We start from the raw sequence: 22128 nt of genomic DNA, 5'->3' as shown, positions 1-22128 counted from the left end.
AAAAAAAGTTTAGGGATATGAGTATCCGTTTATTGGCGATGACGACGCCGAGCTAAGTCGAGCATTAGCTCCCGCGAGCGTAAAACGGTGGAACCCAGATGTGGCGCCAGTGCGGCGCGCATTACCGCTTTTAACGCATTGGCAAGCCCTTCATGCTGCCAGTCACCCTGCTCAATGTAGCGTAGCGTTCTTCCATCGAGCCCGCGCTCGGCCGGTATAAATGCCCGACTGGCGGCGTCAAAGCGGTAGCGGAGCTGAGGATCCAAAACGCTACCCTCTGGCGTCGTAAACTGCGGCGTGGCTTCAAGCGCCTCTAACAGCGCCCACTCATAGCGGCGCAATGCCAACGCCCTTTCCGCAGGGGCTGGTAAGGCTTCCAATAACGCCGTATAAAAAGCGAACACATCGGCTGCAGGCAGTTCGAGCGGCAATAGCCGTGTGGCAATTTCGTTAGCGTAAAGCCCGCATAACAAACCTTCACCCGCCAGCAATGCCGTCTGTCCGCGTGACTCCATCAGCGTGAGCCGCTTTAATTCACGACCGCCCTGCCACGTTACGAAAAGTGGGGTAAAAGGCTGCAAACGTTGGCGCGATTTTGAACCGGGTCGCTGACCACCGTGGGCGACAGCGCGCACTCTGCCATTATTAAGCGTTAACAAATCCACCAGTGCACTGGTTTCACGGTACGGCCGACGGTGCAGTAAAAAAGCCGGCTCTGGCGACATTGCTACACTCAATCGAGATCGTAACCCAGGCTTTTCAATGCGCGCTCGTCATCCGACCAGCCACGCTTCACTTTCACCCACAAATTGAGCATTACTTTGGTACCCAGCGCACGCTCCATATCCAGTCGCGCCTCGCGGCCAATGCTCTTGAGTCGATCGCCGTTTTCACCAATCAAAATAACTTTCTGCCCCTGACGCTCGACAAGGATGAGCGCGCTGATATGCGTCACCCGCTCTGTCTCGCGGAACTCTTCAATTTCCACGGTCATCTGGTAAGGAAGCTCATCGCCCAACTGGCGCATCACCTTTTCACGCACTAGTTCCGCGGCCATAAAGCGCAAGCTTTTATCAGTAATCTGATCTTCAGGGAAGAAATGAACGCTTTCGGGAAGATGTTTGGCCACCTCCTCTTCAAGCGTATCTACCTGAGTACCGTGCTTGGCAGAAATAGGCACGATGGCGGCAAAATCGCGACGGGCACCTACCTCGGCCAGCCATGGCAGTAAATCGCCTTTTTCACCCAGGCGGTCGACTTTATTAACCGCCAGAATGACCGGCGCTTTGACGTGTTCCAGGCGTTTCAGTACCGCTTGATCTTCGTCTGTCCAGCGCGTTCGATCGATAATGAACACCACGCAATCTACGTCTCGCAGTGCCTGAGTAGCAGCTTGGTTCATAAAGCGGTTGATGGCTTTATTACGATCCTTGGACATAATGTGCATGCCCGGCGTATCGACATAGATGAACTGGGTCTCATCCTCCGTTTTAATCCCCATTACCTGGTGGCGCGTGGTTTGGGGACGCCGTGAGGTGATGGAGATCTTTTGCCCCAAAATACGGTTCATGAGGGTCGATTTGCCCACGTTGGGACGGCCGACAATGGCAACGAAGCCGCAAGTTTGGCTCATGATTTTTCTCCGGGGCTTTTTTCGAGATACGACAACGCTTCTTCTGCCGCTTGCTGTTCAGCATGACGTCGGCTAGGCCCCTTACCAGTGGTATGCTCAACCAATAGGTCAATGTAGCACTCCACGGTAAAGGTCTGCGCATGCGCCTCGCCCTTCACGCAGACAACTTCATACCGCGGCAATGCGGCTTGACGCGATTGCAAAAACTCTTGTAACCGCGTTTTTGGATCCTTTTGGGTATCTTGTAAAGAGATATTCCCCAGCCGCTCGAAGTACCAATCTAATACCCGGTCGCGCACGACATCCATACCAGCATCTAGATAAATAGCACCGATGATGGCTTCAACCGCATCCGCTAAGATCGATTCACGGCGATGCCCACCGCTTTTCATCTCGCCAGAACCAAGCCGTAAGCACTCACCGAATTCCATTTCCCGGGCCAGTTCGGCTAAAGTTTGGCCTTTCACCAACCTCGCGCGCAGGCGAGAGAGCTGTCCTTCTCGCGCCTGGGGAAAACGCTGGAACAAGGCTTCGGCGATCACAAAGTTGACAATGGAGTCACCCAGGAATTCCAGGCGCTCATTGTTACGACCACCGAAGCTGCGGTGGGTCAAGGCCAATTCCAATAGCGTAGCGTCGCCAAAGGTATGGCCGATTCGTCGGCAAAAAGCGTTCAAGGAATTACTCACAGCTCTCCTACGTCATTGACGTTAACTAAAGTGACATAACTGACTAAACACAACGTAAGCAGGCACTTCATTCAATGCGTCGCACGCTGGTGAAGCTTGGCAACCCGCCATCCCAATGCATCCACACACCAAAGGCACGCCCGACAATATTCTCTTCCGGGACAAAGCCCCAGTAACGGCTGTCATTGGAGTGATCGCGATTATCGCCCATCATGAAGTAGTGCCCTTCTGGGACTTCCACTTCACGCATTTGCGGTCCAGGGTCTCGTGGATTGTTGTAAATAAAATGTTCGGCATCACCCAACTGCTCTTCTAATAATAGCTGCTCGGGCGAAGCGTCTGGCCCTTCTTCAATCAGTTGTTTGGCGACCGGTTCCCCGTTGATGTAAAGCTGTTTGCCTTCATAACGGATACGGTCTCCCGGCACACCAACCACTCGCTTGATGAAATTCACCGCAGGTTCATCAGGAAAACGAAACACCATTACGTCGCCACGCTCGGGGTCATCTATTTCGATAAAGCGGGTGTTTACCACCGGCAACCGCAGCCCATAGGCAAACTTATTGACCAGGATAAAATCACCCACTTCAAGCGTCGGCCGCATTGAACCCGAAGGAATCTGAAAAGGCTCAATGATAAAGCTACGCACCACAAGCACTATCAATAGCACAGGAAAAAACGAACGAGCGTAATCAACTGGCCAAGGCTCTTTAAGCAGCTTTTCGCTCGTTGCTGGGTCCAGTCCTTCCTGGGTATTGGCCTCCGCTGTAGCAAAGCGCTGGCGGCGCTTGGGCTTTAATAACAACACGTCCAACAGGTAAACAACGCCCGAGAGCGCAACGGCAAGTACCAGCAGTAATGAAAAATCCATGAGTGGCGTTCTTTCCTAGTCGTTAACCTTGAGCACAGCAAGGAAGGCATCCTGGGGAATTTCCACACGCCCTACTTGTTTCATGCGTTTCTTACCCGCTTTCTGTTTCTCGAGCAGCTTCTTTTTACGGCTAACATCGCCGCCATAACACTTAGCCGTGACGTTTTTACGCAGTGCCTTCACCGTTGAGCGCGCCACTACCTGACCACCGATGGCGGCCTGTATCGCAACGTCAAACATTTGCCGTGGAATCAGCTCTTTCATTTTTTCCACTAACAAACGGCCACGTTGGTGGGCGTGATCACGATGAATAATCACCGCTAACGCATCGACTTTATCGCCGTTAATAAGCACATCAAGACGCACCAACTTGGCTTCTTCAAAGCGTTCGAAGTTGTATTCAAGCGACGCATACCCCTTCGAGATCGATTTCAGACGATCAAAGAAATCCATGACCACTTCTGACATAGGCAATTCGTAAGCCAGCTGGATTTGGTTACCTAGAAACTGCATATCCAGCTGTGTGCCACGACGCTGCTCGCACTCGGTGATCACGTTGCCCACGTACTCTTGGGGAACCAGGATGCTGGCACGCACCACAGGCTCACGCATTTCGTCGACGTCGGCCATGTCGGGCAGTTTGGAAGGGTTGGAGACGTACTGAACATCGCCATTTTTCATCGCAAGTTCATAGACCACCGTCGGCGCAGTGGTGAGCAGGTCAATATCATACTCACGCTCCAGACGCTCCTGAACAATCTCCATGTGCAGCGTGCCAAGAAAGCCCACGCGGAAACCGAAGCCTAGTGCATCGGAGTTCTCGGGCTCATACGCAAGCGAGGCATCGTTGAGTGCAAGCTTCTCAAGTGCATCACGAAAATCTTCATAATCGTCGGCACTGACCGGAAACATCCCGGCATAGACCTGCGGCTTCACTTTTTGGAAACCCGGCAAACGCTCTACATCAGGTGTTTTGGTGTGGGTAATCGTATCGCCCACCGGCGCACCGTGAATTTCCTTGATACCGGCGACTATGAAGCCGACTTCGCCAGCGCGCAGAATATCGGTTTGCTTACGTAGCGGTGTAAAGATACCGACTTCCGTCGCGCCCCAGTCGCGACCCGTCGATTTAATGCGAATTTTATCGCCTTTGCGCAGCGTGCCATCAAATAAACGTACTAATGAGACCACGCCAAGATAGTTATCAAACCAGGAGTCGATAATTAGCGCTTGCAAGGGTGCATCCGGATTGCCTTTCGGTGGCGGAATATCACGTACTAAGCGTTCAAGCAGCGCATCAATACCGATCCCGCTTTTGGCCGAGACTTGGCAGGCATCGGTAGCATCTAAACCAATGATTTCTTCGATTTCTTGGGCCACTCGGTCGGGGTCGGCTTGAGGCAAATCGATTTTGTTCAGTACGGGCAGTACTTCAAGCCCCTGTTCAATCGCGGTATAGCAGTTGGCAACCGACTGCGCCTCGACTCCTTGTGCTGCATCGACGACCAGCAGCGCCCCTTCACAGGCGTAGAGCGAGCGTGAAACTTCGTACGAGAAATCTACATGGCCCGGTGTATCGATAAAGTTCAGCTGATAAACCTGACCGTCGGCAGCGGTATAGTCCAACGTAACCGACTGCGCTTTGATAGTGATGCCGCGTTCGCGTTCGATGTCCATTGAATCGAGCACTTGCTCTTTAAGCTCTCGCGCAGTCAACCCATCACAGGTCTGGATCAGACGATCAGAGAGCGTCGATTTACCGTGATCAATATGGGCGATGATTGAGAAATTTCTGATGTGCTTGATCTTGCTATCGTTTTCTTGGGTCATTTGCCGTTTTAATCCGGGTGTGTACGCAACGTTGTACAATTAAAAATAAGATGATGAGTTGCGCAGTCGAAATTTGGTGACATTGTACCGTTAGCGAGGTTCCGGTGCTATGTTCATCAAAAAATGTAAAAAATAACTACTCTCCACTCACTTGCTAACCGCCTGCACCCCCACTTTCTTCCAGGTCTATATAGGCATAAAGCAAGCCAGTTTCGTCTATTTCATTGCATAGGTTTGCATCTATGCTAAGTATGCTAACGAACAAGATCAGGACAGGATAAAAAGTAAGTAAGGAAAGGAGCGACATGGAGACTGAAATCCCCACACTAGACATGCTCACCCGCCTATTGGTTGCCACCGGCCTGGCACTGTGTCTTGGCTTGGAGCGAGAACTTCGCGGCAAACCGGCGGGTCTCCGTTCTCATATGTTGGTATCACTGGGCTCATCCGCTTTCATCATTGTTGGTTTGAGTGTTTTGTTTGGCACCGATGAAGGGGGGAGCGCGGCAAGTATTGATCCTAATCGCGTTGTAGAGGGTGTGGTTGGAGGTATTGGGTTTCTGGGCGCTGGCAGTATTATTCGCAGCGGGGCCCACATTCAAGGGATTACGACGGGCGCTTCGATCTGGCTGGCGGGCGCCATTGGCGTTGCCGCAGGTACCAACAATTTCCCATTGGCTGGCATGGTTACCATCATAGGGTTGATTATCATGGTGGTTTTGGGTCGTTTCGAGCACGAAATTTTAGAGAATCATGCTGAGAAAAAGGTTCATAGAGATGAAAGAAAGAAGAAGCCTGAAGACTGATTTAAAGAGGCAGGAAAGCGAGGTGGTGGAACAGGGCGCGGTGAGTTTAGCCGCCAATACGATGAGCGCTGGCTAACAACCGTGGTCCGGCGACAACCGCCGGACCAGGAGCGCGCAAACAGCAATATTATTCCAGACGTAGCGCCACAAACAGTGAACGCCCATCGCGGAACAAGCGTACAGGAATAGCACGGTCAGTTGGCAACTCGTCGACGATATCTACCAAGTCCTCAGAGGAGGAGACACTGCGGTGATCGATGCTAACCAACACATCGCCTGAACGAATCCCCGCATTGGCAGCCACGCTGTCAGACTCAACCTGGCGAACGACCACGCCGCCCTGAACATTCAGTTGCTCACGCATTGCGTCATCAATTTCCGCGACTACCATGCCAAGCGGTGATTGCGCTTGGTTATTGCCGCCGGATTGTCCAACCTGCTGCTCGGCATCGGGCCAACTGCCCAACTCGACTGACTCTGTCAGCTCTTCACCGTCTCGCATTACGGTCAGTTCCACCTCAGTACCGGGCGAGCCCTTGCCAATCAGACGCGGCAGCGAACTTGAGCGCTCAACCTCTTCGCCATTGACCTCAAGGATGACATCACCCGCCTGTAGACCGCCCTGAGCCGCTGGGCCTTCGGGATCAAGATCTGCAATCAATGCGCCAACGGCACTTTCCATGCCGAAAGATTCAGCCAAGTCCTCGGACACGGGCTGAATCATGACACCAAGCCAGCCACGGTTAACTCGGCCATCTTCACGCAATTGCTCGGCAACATCCATGGCAACGTTGATAGGGATAGCAAATGAAACTCCCATAAAGCCACCGCTACGAGTGAAGATTTGCGAGTTAATACCCACCACTTCACCGTCTAAGTTAAACAGCGGACCACCGGAGTTGCCGGGATTGATAGCAACATCTGTTTGAATAAACGGCACATAGGCATCGCGAGGCAGCGTACGGTTAATCGCACTGACAATCCCCGCAGTGACAGAGTGATCAAAACCAAAAGGTGAGCCAATCGCAGCGACCCATTCACCTACTTTAAGCTCATCAGAGTCTCCCAGGGTAAGCGTGGGCAGGTCACTTGCGTCTATTTTTAGTAGCGCCACGTCGGTTTGTGGATCGCTGCCAATCACCTCAGCATTCAGTTCGCGACGATCGTTAAGACGTACCAGTATTTCATCAGCATCCTGCACGACGTGTGCGTTCGTCATTACGTAGCCGTCTTCACTGATGACGAAACCCGAGCCTAACGACTGACGCTCTTCAGGACGTCCTTGCCCGTTGCCGGGCGGTGCGGGAAAACTGTCCCCGAAATTATCGCCAAAAAAATGACGGAAAATTTCGGGAATTTCCTGACCACCAAACCCAGGTGTACTGGTTCGTTGCACAGTCCTACTGGTAGAAATATTAACCACCCCAGGGGCGGCTTCTTCAACCAGCTCGGTAAAATCAGGTAAACCCTGCGCATTGGCTGCTTGACCAAAGGTTAGCAACGCCACCACACAGACCCATAGCGTGGAAGGGAGAATCAAGCGCTTCATCCAGGAGCTCCTACTTAAGGTAATATTAATCAAAGGCAGATCAACAACTCACACTGTGGTTCCGGAGATCTAAATTGACGAACTAACTGACCAAGCGCGGGCGAAAGCGTTCCCTTCGCCCGTGCAAAAGACATTTAACACCAAGAGCACCGCCAACCAAGGCAATGAAAAAAATCAGCGGCGCTAGCCAAATCATGGAACTAACGAATGAAGCTATGCCGGATAGCAGCAATGCGAGCATTAACGGCAAGGCATAGACAAAAAAAGCCAGCAGCGTGACGGAAGCACGAGGCAGGCTTATGGTGACTTGGTTTCCGAGGGGATAACGCTTTTCAATGCCGTGGACTTTAACGGGTAACGCTACGGCAATGCGCTGGCTTTGACGACGCACCAGCAATCCGACCCCGCACCCTCGACCCTGAGCGCACTGCTCACAGTTTTCTTGAGATGAAATCTCTACAATAAGATGCCGAGGGGCATAGTCGACAATAATGCCCGTGCGAAGCAAAGAAGCACAGTAAGCAGACGCCATCATTTTTCTCTTACCTTGCATGAATGACTACTGGCATGAATGACTACTACTAATGCTCAGGCTTAGGTGCTTCATGACCGCCGGTGCTTTCTTGCGTTTGAGCCTCATCAACCACGTCAAAGGTAATTGAGCGGACAATTCGCTGCAGAGTGGCTATCGGCAGCTCACCAATAGCCACTAATTGCCAACGGCCTTCAGGGGTAAGCAAGTGCTGAACAGCCACTGCAGACACGCCCAACTGGTGTACGCCTTCTTGCAGTAGGGTGGCTTCAGCAGACTCAAGAGATTCAACAAAGATGCTGACAGTGGTCAAGCCATCGCTATAAACACGCTTATGTATATCATTGCCCGCAAAGCTCACCGGCTGAGCGACAAATCCATCGGGTAGCCATGTGGTATGCCACGGGGTGCTAAGAATAACCTGGGGCGAAGCCACCCAAACACGTCCATTATACTTTTGAGGCGACTGAAGCTGGGTAATTTGAAAAGTTTCAATAATTTGCGCCTGTTGATCAATAAGCACATGTTTAAGTAGCAGCCCCGTATCACGGTCTAGCCACCACTCATGAGAAAAACGCCATTGATCAAGGGGCTCAAAAATCAGCTTGACGGCGTCGCGATCTGCAACCCGGGCATCCTCTTCAAGCGAAACAGTATAAAATTGCTCTAAATGTGCCGCCCACCTTGCGGGAGAGGGCAACTCACTATTGTGGCTTTGGGTCCACGCCAACTTACCCACTGGCGAGCGGCGCTCGATACTGACGGAGGGACCGTCTAAATATTGCACTACTTGCTGTCGAATACCATCTTGAATGCGGTGAGAGAGCGCTAATGTACGTACGTTAATAGCATCGATCGCAACCGCTCTCGCCTGAAAGGCGTAACAGTGGCTAGCCCATAAGCCTCGCTCAAGCCACTGCGTTGCATTACTGGGCGTCGCCTGGGGAGCTTCTGTACATTCATAACCCGTCGTACGGCTGTCAGTCTGCCTGTCTTCTGGATCATCTGTGTTCAATGCATGCGCTTGCGATGAGAGTACCCCCATCATTACCGCCAGTAGCCATGCACACTTAGCGTGCTTGGGTACTATCTTTTTGCGCATACCCTTTTTGCGCACACCCATCCCGCGCACTCCCTACTCACCTGACAAGATCGTTAATAACGGGTTTGTTAGCGTTGGCCTAATGGCTCAGTTACCGCTGATGAACGCATTAACGGCATCCAGCTATCGCCACTACCATAAGCGGCACTTTGGGTGTGCTGTTCTAAGTAGGATTGCAGCAAGCCAATCTGGTCAACATCAATGTTAGTACCCTGAGAGGCGGTAACCCCTTGGGGGGCCTGAGCGGAGAAGCTGGCTTCGCTAACATTCATCAGACCACTTTGCCCCGTCTGGCCACTAAGCCTAAACGGTGTAGGCTCAAACATGGGCATATCTGCACGCGACGCAACGGCGGGTTGAGACGCCAAACTAACGGGTTGCACTTGGTTAACCCTATTTACGCTAGCCCCATTAACCCCCTGCGCTGCTGTTGCCACTTCACTGCCACTTTGGCTAACAGATGAGTTATTGCCAAAGAACTGTACGCCTGTGATCACCATCAATGAGACAGCAGCAGCAACGCCTGCGCCACGGGCAAACGAAATACCTCCCGCGCGGTGAGCCACATGGTCGGCATCCTGCATTACCGGAGCAGGTTCTTCACGCAATCGGGCCATAATACCAGCTGACAGATCAACACTGACATCAACACCCTGCTCACGCTGCATCATGCTGCGCGCAAGGTGGTAACGGCGCCAAGTATCTGCGGCATCGTCATCATTAGGCAGTGCCTTTAACACTCGGCGAAGCTCAAGCTCATCACTTTCGCCATCCATTAACACCGAAAGTGATTCCCGTGTGTTTTGACTCATACTTCACACCCTCACACTGTTTAAAAGAAGTACTGGCGTGATGAATAATCTTAATAGACACCTTCACACCGACGACTTCCAAGGCCAAGACTCCGCTGCAAACTAATGCGTTTTAAAACCAATTAGGCAACAACGCTAAGCTCATGACGCTTCACACATTGATCAAACATGCGCATCAAGATAATCAAGTTGTATGACGCCTTACAAGCCAGACAGTTCACAAAAAAAGTAAAATCTTCATTCTTTGTGATGGTCATTTACGAACGTCATTCAACACTGCAACTACTGACCGTTATTCATCACGACTGTTCCGTGCCGTTGATACTAACGGTCGAATATGTTCATCAACCGCCTCACGGGCACGAAAAATACGCGAACGAACGGTTCCCACCGGACACTGCATCACCTGCGCGATATCTTCATAAGCCAGCCCATCCAGCTCACGAAGAGTTATCGCTGTACGTAGGTCATCAGGCAAATTTTCGATCGCCTGATAAACCGCTGCCTCTAGCTGATCCCTGGCAATTGCCGCTTCCGGTGACTCTGAATCTGCTAGTCGGCCGCTTTGGTCGATAATTTCAGCATCGACGATATCCAAATCGCTTCCCGGTGGGCGTCGTCCTCGCGAGACCAGATAATTTTTCGCGGTATTGATGGCAATACGGTACATCCAGGTATAAAACGCACTTTCTGAACGAAACTTGCCTAAGGCGCGATACGCCTTAATAAAAGCCTCCTGGGCTACATCCTGAACTTCTGAATGATCATGAACGTAACGACCGATTAGACCGATAATTTTATGCTGGTACTTTTTTACCAGCAAATCGAAAGCGCGCGTATCGCCTTTTTGAGCACGTTCCACAAGTTGTTGATCTGTTTCCCGAGTGCCCATTCACACGCCCCTCCAGCTCGTACGGCGCGCGCCGAGCTCCATTCCTATTAGCCCTAACACGTGGGCGTTCACAGCAAGCAGCATAGCGTCCCTTGGGCATTGATTAATAATCGAGTGAAATAAAAGGGCAAATACGTCGCCCGAGAATGTTGCCACCTATTATGACTAGGCTATGTTTTACGACGATTATAACGACATTGAGAGCAGTGTTACGCGTTCTGAGCGGCGCATCAAGCGCTGCATACCCCTATCTCAAAACCCTGCGGCTGACACTTTTAATCTCGCTATAGTTCCACAGCAATTGATTTTTACCGCCACGGCAAGCGATAGTAGGTGCCACTTTTATCGCCCCCCTCTCTTTTTCAGCCATTACGCAAGCACAGGTAGCAAGATGTCAGAACAGCAGGTTAATAACCTTAACGTCCTCGCTCAAGACGTTCTTACCACGCCAGAAGCGCTCAAAAACGCAGTACCGTTGACCGACGCGGCAGAGCGCACGGTTATCAAAGGACGCCAAACCATTCAGAATATTCTGGATGGCAACGATCCGCGACTGCTCGTGGTCGTCGGCCCTTGCTCAATTCACGACGTGGAAGCAGCACTTGATTATGCCCGCCGGCTCCGCGCATTGGCCGATCAAGTCAGTGACAGCCTGTATATTGTGATGCGCGTTTATTTTGAAAAACCGCGCACAACGGTCGGTTGGAAGGGCTTAATCAACGACCCCCACCTCAACGACTCTTTTGAGATCGATGAAGGCTTGCATATCGCACGAAAACTGTTGGTCGATCTCGCTGAAATGGGCTTACCGCTCGCCACCGAAGCACTCGACCCCATCTCGCCCCAGTATATGCAAGACTGCATTAGCTGGTCAGCGATTGGTGCTCGTACTACCGAGTCGCAGACACACCGCGAAATGGCTTCTGGCCTCTCCTGTCCGGTCGGTTTCAAAAATGGCACCGATGGCAGCCTGGACGTGGCCATCAACGCCCTTCAGTCCGTCGCTAGCCCTCACAATTTCCTGGGCATTAACCAGGCAGGCCAAGTGGCGATCATCCGTACCCGTGGCAATGCCTACGGCCATGTTGTGCTGCGTGGTGGCAATGGTAAGCCCAACTACGACAGCGTCAGCGTTGCCCTGGCAGAGAGAGAGCTTGAGAAAGCCAAGTTATCACCCAACATCATGATTGACTGCTCTCATGCCAACTCCAACAAAGATGCTGCACTGCAGCCGCTGGTGCTGGAAAACGTCACCAACCAGATTCTGGAAGGCAATACCTCCATTATTGGCCTAATGGTCGAATCCAATATTGGCTGGGGCAATCAAAAGCTACCCCAGGATCTCAGCCAACTACAATATGGTGTCTCCATTACCGATGCCTGCATTGACTGGGATACCACGATAGAAACATTCAACCGTATGAACACCAAACTGGCCGACACGCTAGCCAAACGTATCGCCAAGTAGGTCCAGAACCCCGCTATGGCGGGGTTTTTAATGACCTTCTAACGGCTAATTTCACGCCGAAATGGCGGCAGAGCATCCAGCAGTGCTTGCCCGTAGCGGCGGGTAATCACCCGCTTATCCAGCAAGGTAATCGTCCCTCGATCACTCTCTTTGCGAATCAAGCGCCCGCAGGCCTGTACCAGCTTGATAGACGCATCAGGCACACTAATACGCATGAACGCATTGCCGCCCTGGCTCTCTATCCACTCCGCTAACGTCGCCCCGACAGGATCGTCAGGCACGGCAAAGGGCAGACGCGTTATCACTACATGGGTTAGGTAATCACCAGGTAGATCGATACCTTCGGCAAAACTGGCCAAGCCAAAGATAATACTCCCCTCGCCTTTATCGACTGCCGAACGGTGCCGCTCGATCAACTCACGCTTAGGAAGAGCATCCTGAGCCAATACACGGGCTTTAATTTCGGCCGGCAGCGCCTTGTCCACCGCGCGAAGCTGGGCGCGGGAAGAAAACAGCACCAACGCTGCCTCTTTGTCCGCTAACTGCGATACGAAAGCAACAATAGCCCTTTCATGGGCGTCGCGGTCACCAGGATCGGTGGCTTCCTTAGGTACTCGCAGCACTGCATTAGCGTAATCAAACGGGCTGGGTAATGCCTGGTAGCGATAACGGTTGGCTAAGCCTGCACGCTCCTGCAAGCGCTCAAAGCGCCCCAAGGCCGTTAAGGTCGCCGAAGTGACCACCGCCCCATGGCAGCGCCCCCATAAATGTTTGGCCAGCGTATGCGCGGCTGAAACGGGGCTAGCCGAAAACTCAACTTCCGGCTCGCCCGCTACACGGCTTAAGGTGATCCAACGGGCGCTGGGCGCTTCGTTAGCCACATCCTGTTCGCTAAACGCCTGCCAAAGCGCGTATGCTTCTAAGGCACGCCCATGGAGCAGCGCCACAAGCGGCAGCCAGGTTTCCGCCTGCTCGCGATCAAGGCCGGTCTGCTTATCAGAGTCGAGGCTTTCGCGCAGAATATCGCTGATACTTTCCAAACAGCGCGACAGCGACGCAAACATTACCAGCAACTGCTGGGCCTGTTCACGTAAAGCGTCGGGCACTTGACCCTTCTCAAAACGCGATTGATGGGTGGCCTCTTCATCGGCCAAGCCGTTGGGCCTGTCCGCCAATTGATGCCCCATGCTGAACACATCGCCTAGCGCGGGTTCCAGATTATGAATCAGCTCTGGCAAGCTAACCAACAGCCGTGACACCGTGGGCTGAATAGCCAACGCCTGATGAAGGTCGGTCAAACTGCTTTTTAGCGTTTTCAACCAGCGCAAACAGCCGTGTACCGCAAAGCGGTGGGCAAAGTGGGAGAGCGCTTTTTCAGGCAAGTGATGGCCTTCGTCAAACACAAAGATGCAGTCCGCCGGATCGGGCAGAATAGCGCCGCCGCCCAAGGCCAAGTCAGCCAGCACCAGATCGTGGTTGGCGACGATAACGTCAGCATTCTCAAGTTCCCGGCGGGAGCGAAAAAACGCGCAGGCCCCGAAGTGCCCGCAGCGCCTGCCCGTGCACTGGCGATGATCCACCGTCAGCCGCCGCCAGTGGGCATCCTCAATCGCTTCCGGCCAGTTGTCGCGGTCCCCTTCCCACTCGCCCTGCCCGTAAGCCTGCGCCATATCGCTGGCAATCACGGTGAAGTCGCTACTTTGCGTTTGCAGCGACTGCTCAAACAATGACAGCGTTGGGTTGGGTTCAGTCCCTTCGAGAGCCTGATCCAGGCGCGCGACACACACATAACGGCCACGCCCTTTGGCTAGTGCATAGCGAAAGGCGATACCGCTGTGGCTGGCGAGTGAAGGTAAGTCCTGGTTAAGAACCTGCTCCTGAAGAGCGACCGTGGCCGTGGAGATAATCAGCCGCTTGCCCCGCGCTTTAGCGATCGGCAAAGCGGCGATCAAATAAGCCAGCGTTTTACCCGTACCGGTGCCTGCTTCAAGCACACAGACATGGGTATCATTTGTGCGCTTACCCTCACTGTCGCTCTCGATATTCCCCAGCGTGCGGGCGATTTCAGCGATCATCATGCGCTGGCCATAGCGTGGCGTTAGCTCAAGGTTTTCCACCACGCGACGGTAAGCGTCTTGAATCTCGCTTTTGAGGGCTGTATCAAGCATGCGGCTTAGAGCATACCTTCCGGCGGATGCACGCAGGGTAGCTTGTCGTTGATATAGCGCTCGATTTCGGGCAGCGAGAAGGCATCTTCTTCACCAACGAAGCTAATCGAAACGCCTTTGGCCCCGGCACGACCGGTACGGCCAATACGGTGCACGTAGTCTTCCGGGTCTTCGGGCAGGGTGTAGTTGATGACGTGGCTGACGTCTTCAATATGAATACCACGGCCAGCGACATCGGTGGCGACCAATACCTGGATTTCGCCTTCGCGGAAGCTTTCCAGGGTTTTGATACGCTGGTTCTGAGGCACATCGCCCGACAGCATTGCCACACTAACGCCGGCTTTCTTGAGCACGTCGTCTAGCTTGCGCACCAAATCACGGCGGTTACCAAATACCATCACGCGCTCAAAGCTCTCTTGCTGGAGTAAATTAACCAACAAGCGCTGCTTATCGTCATCGGACACCATGTACACACGCTGATCGATATCGGCCTGATTCTCGACGGTCACTTCGATCTCAACGTGGGCAGGATCCAGCGTCCACTGACTAGCAAGATTCAAGATATCGTCAGTAAAGGTGGCCGAGAAAAGGAAGGTTTGACGCTCCTCTTTCTTCGGCGTGTAGCGAATGATCCGCTTCACATCGGGGATAAAGCCCATCGACAACATGCGGTCGGCTTCATCTAACACCAATACTTCGACTTCATTGAGGTCGATATCGCGCTTCTGATGGAAATCCAACAGGCGCCCAGGTGTTGCCACCAGGATATCGATCTTGCTACCCAGGCTTTCACGCTGCTTTTGGTAGTCCATACCGCCGACCACGCTTGCCACATTAAGCTGGGTAAAGCGTGCTAGTGCTTTAGCATCCTTTTCGATCTGCAGCGCCAGCTCACGGGTGGGCGCAATGATCAAGGCGCGCGGCGCACCCGGCTTTTGACCGTTAGGTGTTGGCTCTTCCAGGAAGTAGGCCATCACGGAAATCAAAAAGGCCGCGGTTTTACCGGTTCCCGTTTGCGCTTTGCCGACAATGTCACCACCTAATAGCGTTTGGCGCAGGGCCTCGGCTTGAATAGGTGTGCAGTACTCAAACCCTTGGGCATGAATAGCGCGCATTAATGGCAGCGGCAGGTCAAAGTCATGAAAGCGCCACTTGCCGGCCACGGCGGGCACCTGAAACTGACGAAGATCCCAGTTCGACTGGCGACGACGCGGTTTACGACGGCGGCGTTTTGGCTTGCGGTTCTGGGCCGGGGCTGTGGTCTGTTCCGACTCGCTCATAGGCTGTCTATCTGTCCATTGCTGTGGAAGTTGGCTTCTTGACGTGCGCATTGTACCAGGGCTTGGCGATAAGAGCGCGTCCTGCTGTCGAAGGAGTCCCAAGGCCTGTTAGAATAACCGTCAAATCGACGTAAGGAGCGCGACATGACGCGTAAGAAAAAAACCCGTTCACTGGCCGACAAGGTGACTATACGTACCGGTCGGCGCAAGGATTACAAAAAATGGCGTCACGATAATCCTGACCAAGTTGCCCCTTCACGCCGCTTTGTGGCCAAAAAGCAACAACAGCGCAAGCTTCAAGCGGTAAGAAAACTTGCCCGTCAGCAGAGTGGCCAGCAGATCGCGATACATGCTGATAAAGGCAACCAGCCTGACAACCCTAAGGGAGATGGCTCGTAATGCGTTTGGTTTCTTTCAATATTAATGGCATCCGAGCCCGCCTTCACCAGCTACAGGCGTTGATTGATACCCAGCAACCTGACGTGATTGGCTTGCAGGAAACCAAGGTGCAGGATAGCGAGTTTCCCATTGCCGATGTTGAAGCCATGGGTTATCACGTTTTTTATCACGGACAAAAAGGCCATTATGGCGTTGCCTTACTTTGTCGTCAGGCACCTCAAGAAGTGTTTTATGGCTTCGCCGACGATGAAGAAGACGCTCAACGCCGCATGATTGGCGTACGCTTAATGGCGGAAGATGGCGAAGCCGTTACCGTTTGGAACGGCTATTTTCCGCAAGGGGAAAACGTTACCCACCCCACTAAATTTCCCAATAAAGAGCGCTTTTACGGCCAGCTAGCGCGACTGCTTAACGAACAGCACCGCCCTGATGAGAGACTAGCCGTCATGGGTGATTTTAATATCTCGCCGGAAGATCAGGACATCGGCATCGGCGAAGCCAACCGCAAGCGCTGGCTGCGCGAGGGCAAAACCAGCTTTCAACCCATCGAGCGGGAATGGCTCAATGGGATTAAAGCGTGGGGGCTAACCGATAGCTACCGACTTTGCTATCCCCACAGCAATGATCGTTTTAGCTGGTTTGATTACCGCTCCAAAGGGTTTAATCAAGAGCCCAAGCGCGGCCTACGCATTGACTATATTTTAGTCACCCAGGCACTGGCCAAACACATTAGCAGTGCTGGCATCGATTACGAACTGCGGGGCATGGAACGACCTTCTGATCATGCGCCCACCTGGAGCGACTTTGCGCTAACGCTTAAATCTTAGTTTGCAGCACCAGAGATGCTTAACGCTTAGTCAAAGTGGGCTAACCACTGCTCCGCCTCATCGTCCCCCAGCGCCGTGGCGCGAGCAAAAGCTTGTTTCGCCTGCCCATCGTCACCCCAGGCGTACGCAAGCTGGCCATAAGCTCGCCAGTCGTCGGCTGTTTGGGTGTGCAACGCTAAGGCTTGCCAAGCACTTAAGGCCTTCTCAACATCCTTAGCCTGCCGCCAAGCGCTGGCAAGCAAACGCAGGTTGGTCTCATCGCGGACAATATCGCCTTCACTCAGTGCCTGCTCTAGATGCTCTGCCGCCCGCGCGGGCGTTCCGCCCGCCAAATGAAGTTGAATCAACAGCCAGAAATCTTCCTGCTCGGATAATTTGCCTAATTGCCACGCTGTTTCCCACAAGCCAGCAGCCACGCCCGACTGACCTGCCTGCTGGGCAAGCCCGGCGGCTTGGCGCCAATCGGCGGCACTGCTTTGCGTATTTAAACCATCCAGCAGCCAGCTCAATGCCTGTTCGCTTTGCCCAGCATTGCGGTAAATCGCCAGCGTTAACGCCTGTTGCGAATCGCTTGGCTCTGGCGTCTGACTCAGCGCCTGTGCAAGCCAATCGGCGGCTTCCTCCCAGTGCTCTTGTTGCGCCAGCAGCCGGGTTAGCTGCCAGATAGTATCAACGTCTTGATGATCGGCTAACCACTCAGCAAGGAGTTCAATGGCTTGGTCACGCTGACCAGCCGCGCGGCGCAGTGAGGCCTCTTCCCGTAGCCAGCGGGCTGCCTGGTCGTCATCAACACCATTTAAACCACGCGCAATCGCCAGCCGATCTGCTGCTGCCGCAGGCTGATCCTGGCGCGCCAAGGCGCCTGCCGCCAGCTGTTGATAGAGCGCACTCGCCCATTGATCCGATTGGTTGCCGGATGCCAACCGCTCAGCCTGGGCGGTTGCCCGTTCAATGACTTGAGCCAGTGCGCCCTCTTGTAACTGGCTCTGCAGTGCGTTGAGGTCGGCAATCACGTCGCCTTGCAGCGCTGGGCTGGCTGACGCCGAAAACGACCAGATACTGAGTAACAAACACATTAAAGAACGCTTCATACGGCTACCTCAACTGAAACTCGATCCGCTGGGTGGCATTGCGTAACCGATCGCTGGCTTCAAACTGCCACTGGGCAATCGCATCCCTCGCAGCATCGTCAAATACACGGCGCGGCTGGGCATTGGTAATGCGTATCGAAGAGGCATCGACACTACCATCACGGCGAATCATAAAGGCGACCTCTACAAAGCCTTCCATACCCCGTCGCTGCGCGCGCGGCGGATAGCTTGGGTTGACCCGGCTAGTTGGGGTAGCTTGGCCAACGCTCACCGGCTCGTTAGAGGGAGCAGGCTCCGCGACTGGAGCTGCCTCGCGCTCAGCAGGTTCACTCTGCTCAGCAGTAGTAGCGACGGGTGCCGGTTCAGCAGGCACTTCTCTCGGGGCAGGCGTTGGCGCTGGCTCTGGAGTAGGTTCAGGCTGGGGCTCCGGCTCTACTTCGGTAAGCTCAGGGAGCTCACTGTCCATTTCGACAGGCTCAACGGGCTCATCCGGAAGCTCTACCTCGGGCAGACTAATCGTGCTTTCCACTACCGGGGGCGGCTCAGGAGCAGGCATAGGCGGTGGTGCTTGTTGCGGCGCCGTTTCAATAGGCTGGGGCGTGGGCGCCTCCTGTTCCGGGGCCACCTCCGGCGCATCGACCATTGTCATCGCCATGCTCATGGTCAGCTCTTCGGGCTCCCGTTCAGGGGGTGCTACAAGTTGCGCAAGCAGCCAGAACAAGCCCACCGCCAGCACGACGCCCCCCAATAACGACAGCAGGTGACGCATCATGACCCACTCCGACTCGCTGCCACCGCTACCTGGTCAACACCGGCTTCGCGTAGCCGGTCCATCACTTCTATCAGAAGCCCTGTCGTGGATTCACGATCGGCTTGGATAACCACTGAACCATCTTCGCTTAACATATCGGCCACCTGTTGGCCGACCCGATGAATATCTACCGGGCTCCCATCAACCCACACCGCGCCTTCAGGGGAAACGGCGACAAGCACCTGGGCGTCTGGACGCGGGGTAGCGGCACTGGATTCAGGCCGCTCAATTTCGACACCGCTCTCTTTGACAAAGCTGGTGGTCACGATAAAGAAAATCAGCATGATAAACACGACGTCAAGCATGGGTGTTAGGTTCACCTCGTTGCTTTCAGCAGTGGCATCTATGGAACGGCGTCTACGCATCACTTTCCTCCAGTGCCCGCGCCAAGCGATCATGTAGCCGCTGGTCTTCACGACGAATGACATGTTCTAAACGACTAATAAATAAAAGCCCAACCACAGCAATGGCCATACCGGTTAGCGTCGGCAGCGTCGCCCGCGCAACACCGTCTGCCATGGCGCGTGCTTGATGAGTCTCACTGAGCGAAAGACTATCGAATACGCTAATCATGCCCGTCACCGTGCCTAATAAGCCTAGCAAGGGGCAAAGCGCGACCAGCAGCTTCAGCCATGGCAGCGGTTTACGTAACCTAGCCACTAATGCGTCCGCCCATACATGACGCAGTGTACGGGCGCTCCAGCTCGTATGATCGCTGCGCGCCGCCCAGCGGCGTAACAGCTGCCGCCGCGCTAATCGCCAGGTAATCCGGTAATACCACCAGCGCTCCATGGCCATGGCGAAGACCAACACGGCCACTACCGCCAGCACGACCAGTACAGCGCCACCCGCCTCAACCAAGCGCTCAACGGGTTCGAGCCAAAGAGGAAGCGTGGACATGTTAAGTCACCGTGGTCGAATGAGCAGGCGTGGCATGGGACGTGTGAGACTCCAGATGGTCAGCTAATGTCGCGCTCGCTTGCCCTTCAATCACATGGGTTAAATAGCGACTGCGACCCGCCAGCGCTGTTTGCACAAAGAGCAGCGGTACTGCAGTAATCAACCCCAGTACGGTCGTTACCAGCGCTTGGCTAATACCGCCCGCCATCAGTTGGGGGTCGCCGGTACCGAACACGGTAATCGCCTGAAAAGTCACGATCATACCAGTCACCGTACCCAGCAAGCCGAGCAGTGGCGCGATGGCGGCCAGCAGCTTCACCATCGGCTGGCTGCGTTCTAGTCGAGGCAACTCAGCCAGCACCGCCTCATCCAAACGTGCTTCCAGCGCTTCAGGGGTTTGATGTTTATCCATGCCCTCAAAGCGCAGCAATACGCGCCCAAGTGGGTTATTCGTTTGCAGTTGATCAAGGGATTGACGCTGGCGCTTGACGCGCAGACTAACCAGCATCAGATAGAGGTACTGCCCTAGCCCGATGATCATGCCCACAATACCTAATGCCACTACCACGTAGCCGACGTAACCGCCCTGCTGGAAGCGCTCCCATAGGCTGGGCTGCTGGGCTAAGGCTTCAAGCACGCTGCCCTGGGTCGGGTCAACAGCGAACACATTGCTCTCGCCCTGGTAGTAATCTGTTAGTAACCCGCCGATGTCATCGGGAGTGCGGGGCATTACCGCTAGACTGCTGTCGCCTTCGCCGCGCTGTAGTAGCTCGTTTTCAGTGAAAGCTGCAAAGTCGCCCAGCCGCACCACCTCGCGAGAAGCTACCTCGCCAGTGGCATCGGCGACCGGCAACGTGAGCCGTTCGGCACGGCCAGTGCGAGCCGTTAACGCCGCTAAGCGATCCACCACCATCTCTAGCTGATGTTGCTCAAGCACTTCGACTTCGTCCAAGCGCAGTGGTAGCGACGCTTCTTCTAACGTCAGCAAGCTTTCTTCACCAAGCGCATTGCGTACCTCAGAGCTGTGGCGGGCAAGATTATCCAGCAGGCCTGAAAGCGCTTCGCCCTGTTCCGATTGCCGCTCGGTAAGTTCGCTGGCTTGGCTTGTTTGTTCTGCCCGCTGTGCCTGCAGCGCTTCATGCTGTTGTTCGGCGCTATCATGCGCTGAGCGGGCCTGTTCAAGCGCGGCCTCAAGCGCTTGCTGATCCTCCAGGAAACTCATTAGCCGCTGTTGATCGCGCACTTCTGCAGCTTCGCGTGCCTCGCGCAGCGAAGTAGTATCTTCGGTCTGTGCCACCGATACGCCACTTACTGCTACCAGCCCCAATAGCACACATACATAACCGAGTTGACGGAGCGAAAAACGACTCATGGCTGCTCTCCCTGCTGATCATTCGCGCTAACCGAGAGCGGCAAGGTTAGTAAATCTGGGGCGCGTTGATCTTCTGCCATGCGCAACCCACTGCGTACTTCACGCAGATACTCGTCATTGAGCGGTTGCCACTCACCACTCTCGGCATTCCATACACCACCCTCGCGGCCATCGGGAGTAAGGTAATAAAAACCGATACGCCCGATGCGTAAAAAATCCACCTCTCGCTCACGGTTCTCTTGGCGTAAACGGCCTCGCCAGCTATCCATCTCTCGGCCATAGTCGAGCTCTACGCGCCACGCTTCGAGCAGACTATTAATACGCTCAATGGTGTTTTCACCCTGCTCACCTGGCTGACGTTCGAAGCGCGCCAACCGCTCATCGCGAAGGAAGGGTAAGTCACCCTCAATCCAGTTGCTAAGCTGCTCGACCATATTTTGCTCAATCACGGGCAATGCTGCACGGGTCTCTTCCAGCGTATCTAGCGCCGTCGCCAGCCGCTGCTGGCGCTCGGCCTCTTCCGCTAAACCTCCAGCCAATGAGGCGTTGTCAGCCTCTAACCGGCGAGTCTCACGTTCCAGACGACGCAGCTCTTCTAACTGCTCGCGGGTCTGTTCATCGGCGGCATCAATCTGCTCCTGGAGCGCTGCCTGGGTTTGCTGGGCTTCTACACTTTCGGCCGCTTGAGCCACTGCTTGTTCACTTGCCAGCAGCGTGCCACTGGCCAGCACTCCCGCTAGCCACCATCCACGCAAGGCAAAGAAAGGCCTGTTCAGCACGTCGACTCTCCGTCACTGAGTAGCGGGCGGCGTGCACCGCCCCACTAGAAACTAATTGGGTATCAGAACGATTTGCGTTTATCTTTTACGTTGGCTAGCCTACCACTAATATAATAAATGACAATATTTATCATTAACCAAACACAGCTGTTACTGACATCAGACGCAAAAAAAAGGCGCCTATTGGCGCCTCAGGTTGCTGACAAAGCGCTGGCGCTTTTGCCAGCGCTTTGCTTTTATGGGCACATGCTAAAAGATCCCTCTCCCCAACAGTTTGAACTCGAGATGGTCACGCTTGACGAGTTGGTGCCTCAGAA

22 protein-coding genes are annotated in these 22128 nt (G+C 54.0%); 4 read left to right on the top strand and 18 right to left on the bottom strand.

What is annotated here, in order from left to right; translation table 11 throughout:
• Positions 1 to 29: 29 nt before the first annotated feature.
• From recO to lepA, 5 genes are all read right to left on the bottom strand, one after another.
• Positions 30 to 725, bottom strand: coding sequence for a DNA repair protein RecO (recO, locus tag ACUVOF_RS07920; RefSeq protein ID WP_447043830.1), 696 nt, complete (start codon positions 723 to 725; stop codon positions 30 to 32).
• Positions 726 to 733: 8 nt separating this feature from the next.
• Entirely contained in the window at positions 734 to 1633 is a 900-nt protein-coding gene (gene era / locus ACUVOF_RS07915; protein WP_447043829.1) for a GTPase Era, read from the bottom strand.
• Entirely contained in the window at positions 1630 to 2322 is a 693-nt protein-coding gene (gene rnc, locus ACUVOF_RS07910; protein ID WP_113268093.1) for a ribonuclease III, read from the bottom strand. Before rnc ends, era begins: the two co-directional genes overlap by 4 nt.
• A 67-nt stretch (positions 2323 to 2389) precedes the next feature.
• The gene (gene lepB / locus ACUVOF_RS07905) at positions 2390 to 3193 is read right to left on the bottom strand and encodes a signal peptidase I (protein ID WP_447043828.1); all 804 of its coding nucleotides are present in this window, start codon (positions 3191 to 3193) and stop codon (positions 2390 to 2392) included.
• Positions 3194 to 3208: 15 nt separating this feature from the next.
• The gene (lepA, locus tag ACUVOF_RS07900) at positions 3209 to 5023 is read right to left on the bottom strand and encodes a translation elongation factor 4 (protein WP_113268095.1); all 1815 of its coding nucleotides are present in this window, start codon (positions 5021 to 5023) and stop codon (positions 3209 to 3211) included.
• Between the two features lie 305 nt (positions 5024 to 5328).
• On the opposite strand from lepA, the gene ACUVOF_RS07895 reads away from it, so the two are divergent.
• On the top strand, positions 5329 to 5829 hold the full coding sequence (locus ACUVOF_RS07895; RefSeq protein WP_447043827.1) for an MgtC/SapB family protein: 501 nt from the start codon (positions 5329 to 5331) through the stop codon (positions 5827 to 5829).
• Positions 5830 to 5956: 127 nt separating this feature from the next.
• Here ACUVOF_RS07895 and ACUVOF_RS07890 read toward each other — a convergent pair whose 3' ends face one another.
• The 5 genes from ACUVOF_RS07890 to rpoE form a co-directional block, all read right to left on the bottom strand.
• The gene (locus ACUVOF_RS07890; protein WP_447043826.1) at positions 5957 to 7378 is read right to left on the bottom strand and encodes a DegQ family serine endoprotease; all 1422 of its coding nucleotides are present in this window, start codon (positions 7376 to 7378) and stop codon (positions 5957 to 5959) included.
• 82 nt (positions 7379 to 7460) lie between these two features.
• The gene (locus ACUVOF_RS07885) at positions 7461 to 7913 is read right to left on the bottom strand and encodes a SoxR reducing system RseC family protein (RefSeq protein ID WP_447043825.1); all 453 of its coding nucleotides are present in this window, start codon (positions 7911 to 7913) and stop codon (positions 7461 to 7463) included.
• A 46-nt stretch (positions 7914 to 7959) separates the two neighbouring features.
• Positions 7960 to 9033 carry a MucB/RseB C-terminal domain-containing protein gene (locus ACUVOF_RS07880; RefSeq protein ID WP_447043824.1) on the bottom strand — a complete coding sequence of 358 codons (1074 nt, stop codon included), beginning with the start codon at positions 9031 to 9033 and terminating at the stop codon, positions 7960 to 7962.
• A gap of 47 nt (positions 9034 to 9080) precedes the next feature.
• A complete protein-coding gene (locus ACUVOF_RS07875; protein WP_447043823.1) occupies positions 9081 to 9824 on the bottom strand; it encodes a sigma-E factor negative regulatory protein in 744 nt (247 codons plus the stop codon).
• 292 nt (positions 9825 to 10116) lie between these two features.
• Positions 10117 to 10716 carry an RNA polymerase sigma factor RpoE gene (gene rpoE, locus ACUVOF_RS07870; protein ID WP_035578604.1) on the bottom strand — a complete coding sequence of 200 codons (600 nt, stop codon included), beginning with the start codon at positions 10714 to 10716 and terminating at the stop codon, positions 10117 to 10119.
• A gap of 391 nt (positions 10717 to 11107) precedes the next feature.
• Between rpoE and ACUVOF_RS07865 the strand changes: the two genes are divergently transcribed.
• Positions 11108 to 12184 (top strand): 3-deoxy-7-phosphoheptulonate synthase, encoded by a 1077-nt coding sequence (locus ACUVOF_RS07865; RefSeq protein WP_447043822.1) that lies wholly within the window; start codon positions 11108 to 11110, stop codon positions 12182 to 12184.
• 38 nt (positions 12185 to 12222) lie between these two features.
• On the opposite strand, the gene dinG is transcribed toward ACUVOF_RS07865, so the two are convergent.
• Positions 12223 to 14352, bottom strand: a complete 2130-nt coding sequence (gene dinG, locus ACUVOF_RS07860) for an ATP-dependent DNA helicase DinG (protein ID WP_447043821.1) — start codon at positions 14350 to 14352, stop codon at positions 12223 to 12225.
• A 5-nt stretch (positions 14353 to 14357) separates the two neighbouring features.
• Positions 14358 to 15632, bottom strand: a complete 1275-nt coding sequence (rhlB, locus tag ACUVOF_RS07855; protein WP_241524523.1) for an ATP-dependent RNA helicase RhlB — start codon at positions 15630 to 15632, stop codon at positions 14358 to 14360.
• A gap of 144 nt (positions 15633 to 15776) precedes the next feature.
• Here rhlB and ACUVOF_RS07850 point away from each other — a divergent pair, with 144 nt between their 5' ends.
• The gene (locus ACUVOF_RS07850) at positions 15777 to 16031 is read left to right on the top strand and encodes a hypothetical protein (protein ID WP_447043820.1); all 255 of its coding nucleotides are present in this window, start codon (positions 15777 to 15779) and stop codon (positions 16029 to 16031) included.
• Positions 16031 to 16858 carry an exodeoxyribonuclease III gene (gene xthA, locus ACUVOF_RS07845; RefSeq protein ID WP_447043819.1) on the top strand — a complete coding sequence of 276 codons (828 nt, stop codon included), beginning with the start codon at positions 16031 to 16033 and terminating at the stop codon, positions 16856 to 16858. The genes ACUVOF_RS07850 and xthA overlap by 1 nt, the downstream gene beginning before the upstream one ends.
• A gap of 26 nt (positions 16859 to 16884) precedes the next feature.
• Here the strand turns inward: xthA and ACUVOF_RS07840 are convergent, their stop codons facing one another.
• From ACUVOF_RS07840 to ACUVOF_RS07815, 6 genes are read right to left on the bottom strand one after another with little or no spacing between them, the layout of a single operon-like run.
• Positions 16885 to 17949: a hypothetical protein gene (locus ACUVOF_RS07840; protein ID WP_447043818.1), complete on the bottom strand. Its 1065-nt coding sequence runs from the start codon at positions 17947 to 17949 to the stop codon at positions 16885 to 16887.
• 4 nt (positions 17950 to 17953) lie between these two features.
• Positions 17954 to 18721: a TonB family protein gene (locus ACUVOF_RS07835; protein WP_447043816.1), complete on the bottom strand. Its 768-nt coding sequence runs from the start codon at positions 18719 to 18721 to the stop codon at positions 17954 to 17956.
• Positions 18718 to 19125: an ExbD/TolR family protein gene (locus tag ACUVOF_RS07830; protein WP_447043814.1), complete on the bottom strand. Its 408-nt coding sequence runs from the start codon at positions 19123 to 19125 to the stop codon at positions 18718 to 18720. Before ACUVOF_RS07830 ends, ACUVOF_RS07835 begins: the two co-directional genes overlap by 4 nt.
• Positions 19118 to 19660, bottom strand: coding sequence for a MotA/TolQ/ExbB proton channel family protein (locus ACUVOF_RS07825; RefSeq protein WP_113268106.1), 543 nt, complete (start codon positions 19658 to 19660; stop codon positions 19118 to 19120). The genes ACUVOF_RS07830 and ACUVOF_RS07825 overlap by 8 nt, the downstream gene beginning before the upstream one ends.
• Before the next feature lies 1 nt (position 19661).
• Complete coding sequence (locus ACUVOF_RS07820) at positions 19662 to 21032, bottom strand: MotA/TolQ/ExbB proton channel family protein (protein ID WP_447043812.1); 1371 nt, start codon at positions 21030 to 21032, stop codon at positions 19662 to 19664.
• Positions 21029 to 21811, bottom strand: coding sequence for a DUF3450 domain-containing protein (locus ACUVOF_RS07815; protein WP_447043810.1), 783 nt, complete (start codon positions 21809 to 21811; stop codon positions 21029 to 21031). Before ACUVOF_RS07815 ends, ACUVOF_RS07820 begins: the two co-directional genes overlap by 4 nt.
• Between the last annotated feature and the right edge of the window lie 317 nt (positions 21812 to 22128).

The organism is Vreelandella sp. H-I2 (assembly GCF_052959335.1).
This window is presented reverse-complemented; position numbering and strand designations above follow the sequence as displayed.

Coding starts and splice junctions, on each gene's coding strand:
- recO (WP_447043830.1), bottom strand. CDS start 725: ATGTCGCCAGAGCCGGCTTTTTTACTGCACCGTCGGCCGTACCGTGAA.
- era (WP_447043829.1), bottom strand. CDS start 1,633: ATGAGCCAAACTTGCGGCTTCGTTGCCATTGTCGGCCGTCCCAACGTG.
- lepB (WP_447043828.1), bottom strand. CDS start 3,193: ATGGATTTTTCATTACTGCTGGTACTTGCCGTTGCGCTCTCGGGCGTT.
- lepA (WP_113268095.1), bottom strand. CDS start 5,023: ATGACCCAAGAAAACGATAGCAAGATCAAGCACATCAGAAATTTCTCA.
- ACUVOF_RS07895 (WP_447043827.1), top strand. CDS start 5,329: ATGGAGACTGAAATCCCCACACTAGACATGCTCACCCGCCTATTGGTT.
- ACUVOF_RS07890 (WP_447043826.1), bottom strand. CDS start 7,378: ATGAAGCGCTTGATTCTCCCTTCCACGCTATGGGTCTGTGTGGTGGCG.
- ACUVOF_RS07885 (WP_447043825.1), bottom strand. CDS start 7,913: ATGATGGCGTCTGCTTACTGTGCTTCTTTGCTTCGCACGGGCATTATT.
- ACUVOF_RS07880 (WP_447043824.1), bottom strand. CDS start 9,033: ATGGGTGTGCGCAAAAAGGGTATGCGCAAAAAGATAGTACCCAAGCAC.
- ACUVOF_RS07875 (WP_447043823.1), bottom strand. CDS start 9,824: ATGAGTCAAAACACACGGGAATCACTTTCGGTGTTAATGGATGGCGAA.
- rpoE (WP_035578604.1), bottom strand. CDS start 10,716: ATGGGCACTCGGGAAACAGATCAACAACTTGTGGAACGTGCTCAAAAA.
- ACUVOF_RS07865 (WP_447043822.1), top strand. CDS start 11,108: ATGTCAGAACAGCAGGTTAATAACCTTAACGTCCTCGCTCAAGACGTT.
- dinG (WP_447043821.1), bottom strand. CDS start 14,352: ATGCTTGATACAGCCCTCAAAAGCGAGATTCAAGACGCTTACCGTCGC.
- rhlB (WP_241524523.1), bottom strand. CDS start 15,632: ATGAGCGAGTCGGAACAGACCACAGCCCCGGCCCAGAACCGCAAGCCA.
- ACUVOF_RS07850 (WP_447043820.1), top strand. CDS start 15,777: ATGACGCGTAAGAAAAAAACCCGTTCACTGGCCGACAAGGTGACTATA.
- xthA (WP_447043819.1), top strand. CDS start 16,031: ATGCGTTTGGTTTCTTTCAATATTAATGGCATCCGAGCCCGCCTTCAC.
- ACUVOF_RS07840 (WP_447043818.1), bottom strand. CDS start 17,949: ATGAAGCGTTCTTTAATGTGTTTGTTACTCAGTATCTGGTCGTTTTCG.
- ACUVOF_RS07835 (WP_447043816.1), bottom strand. CDS start 18,721: ATGATGCGTCACCTGCTGTCGTTATTGGGGGGCGTCGTGCTGGCGGTG.
- ACUVOF_RS07830 (WP_447043814.1), bottom strand. CDS start 19,125: ATGCGTAGACGCCGTTCCATAGATGCCACTGCTGAAAGCAACGAGGTG.
- ACUVOF_RS07825 (WP_113268106.1), bottom strand. CDS start 19,660: ATGTCCACGCTTCCTCTTTGGCTCGAACCCGTTGAGCGCTTGGTTGAG.
- ACUVOF_RS07820 (WP_447043812.1), bottom strand. CDS start 21,032: ATGAGTCGTTTTTCGCTCCGTCAACTCGGTTATGTATGTGTGCTATTG.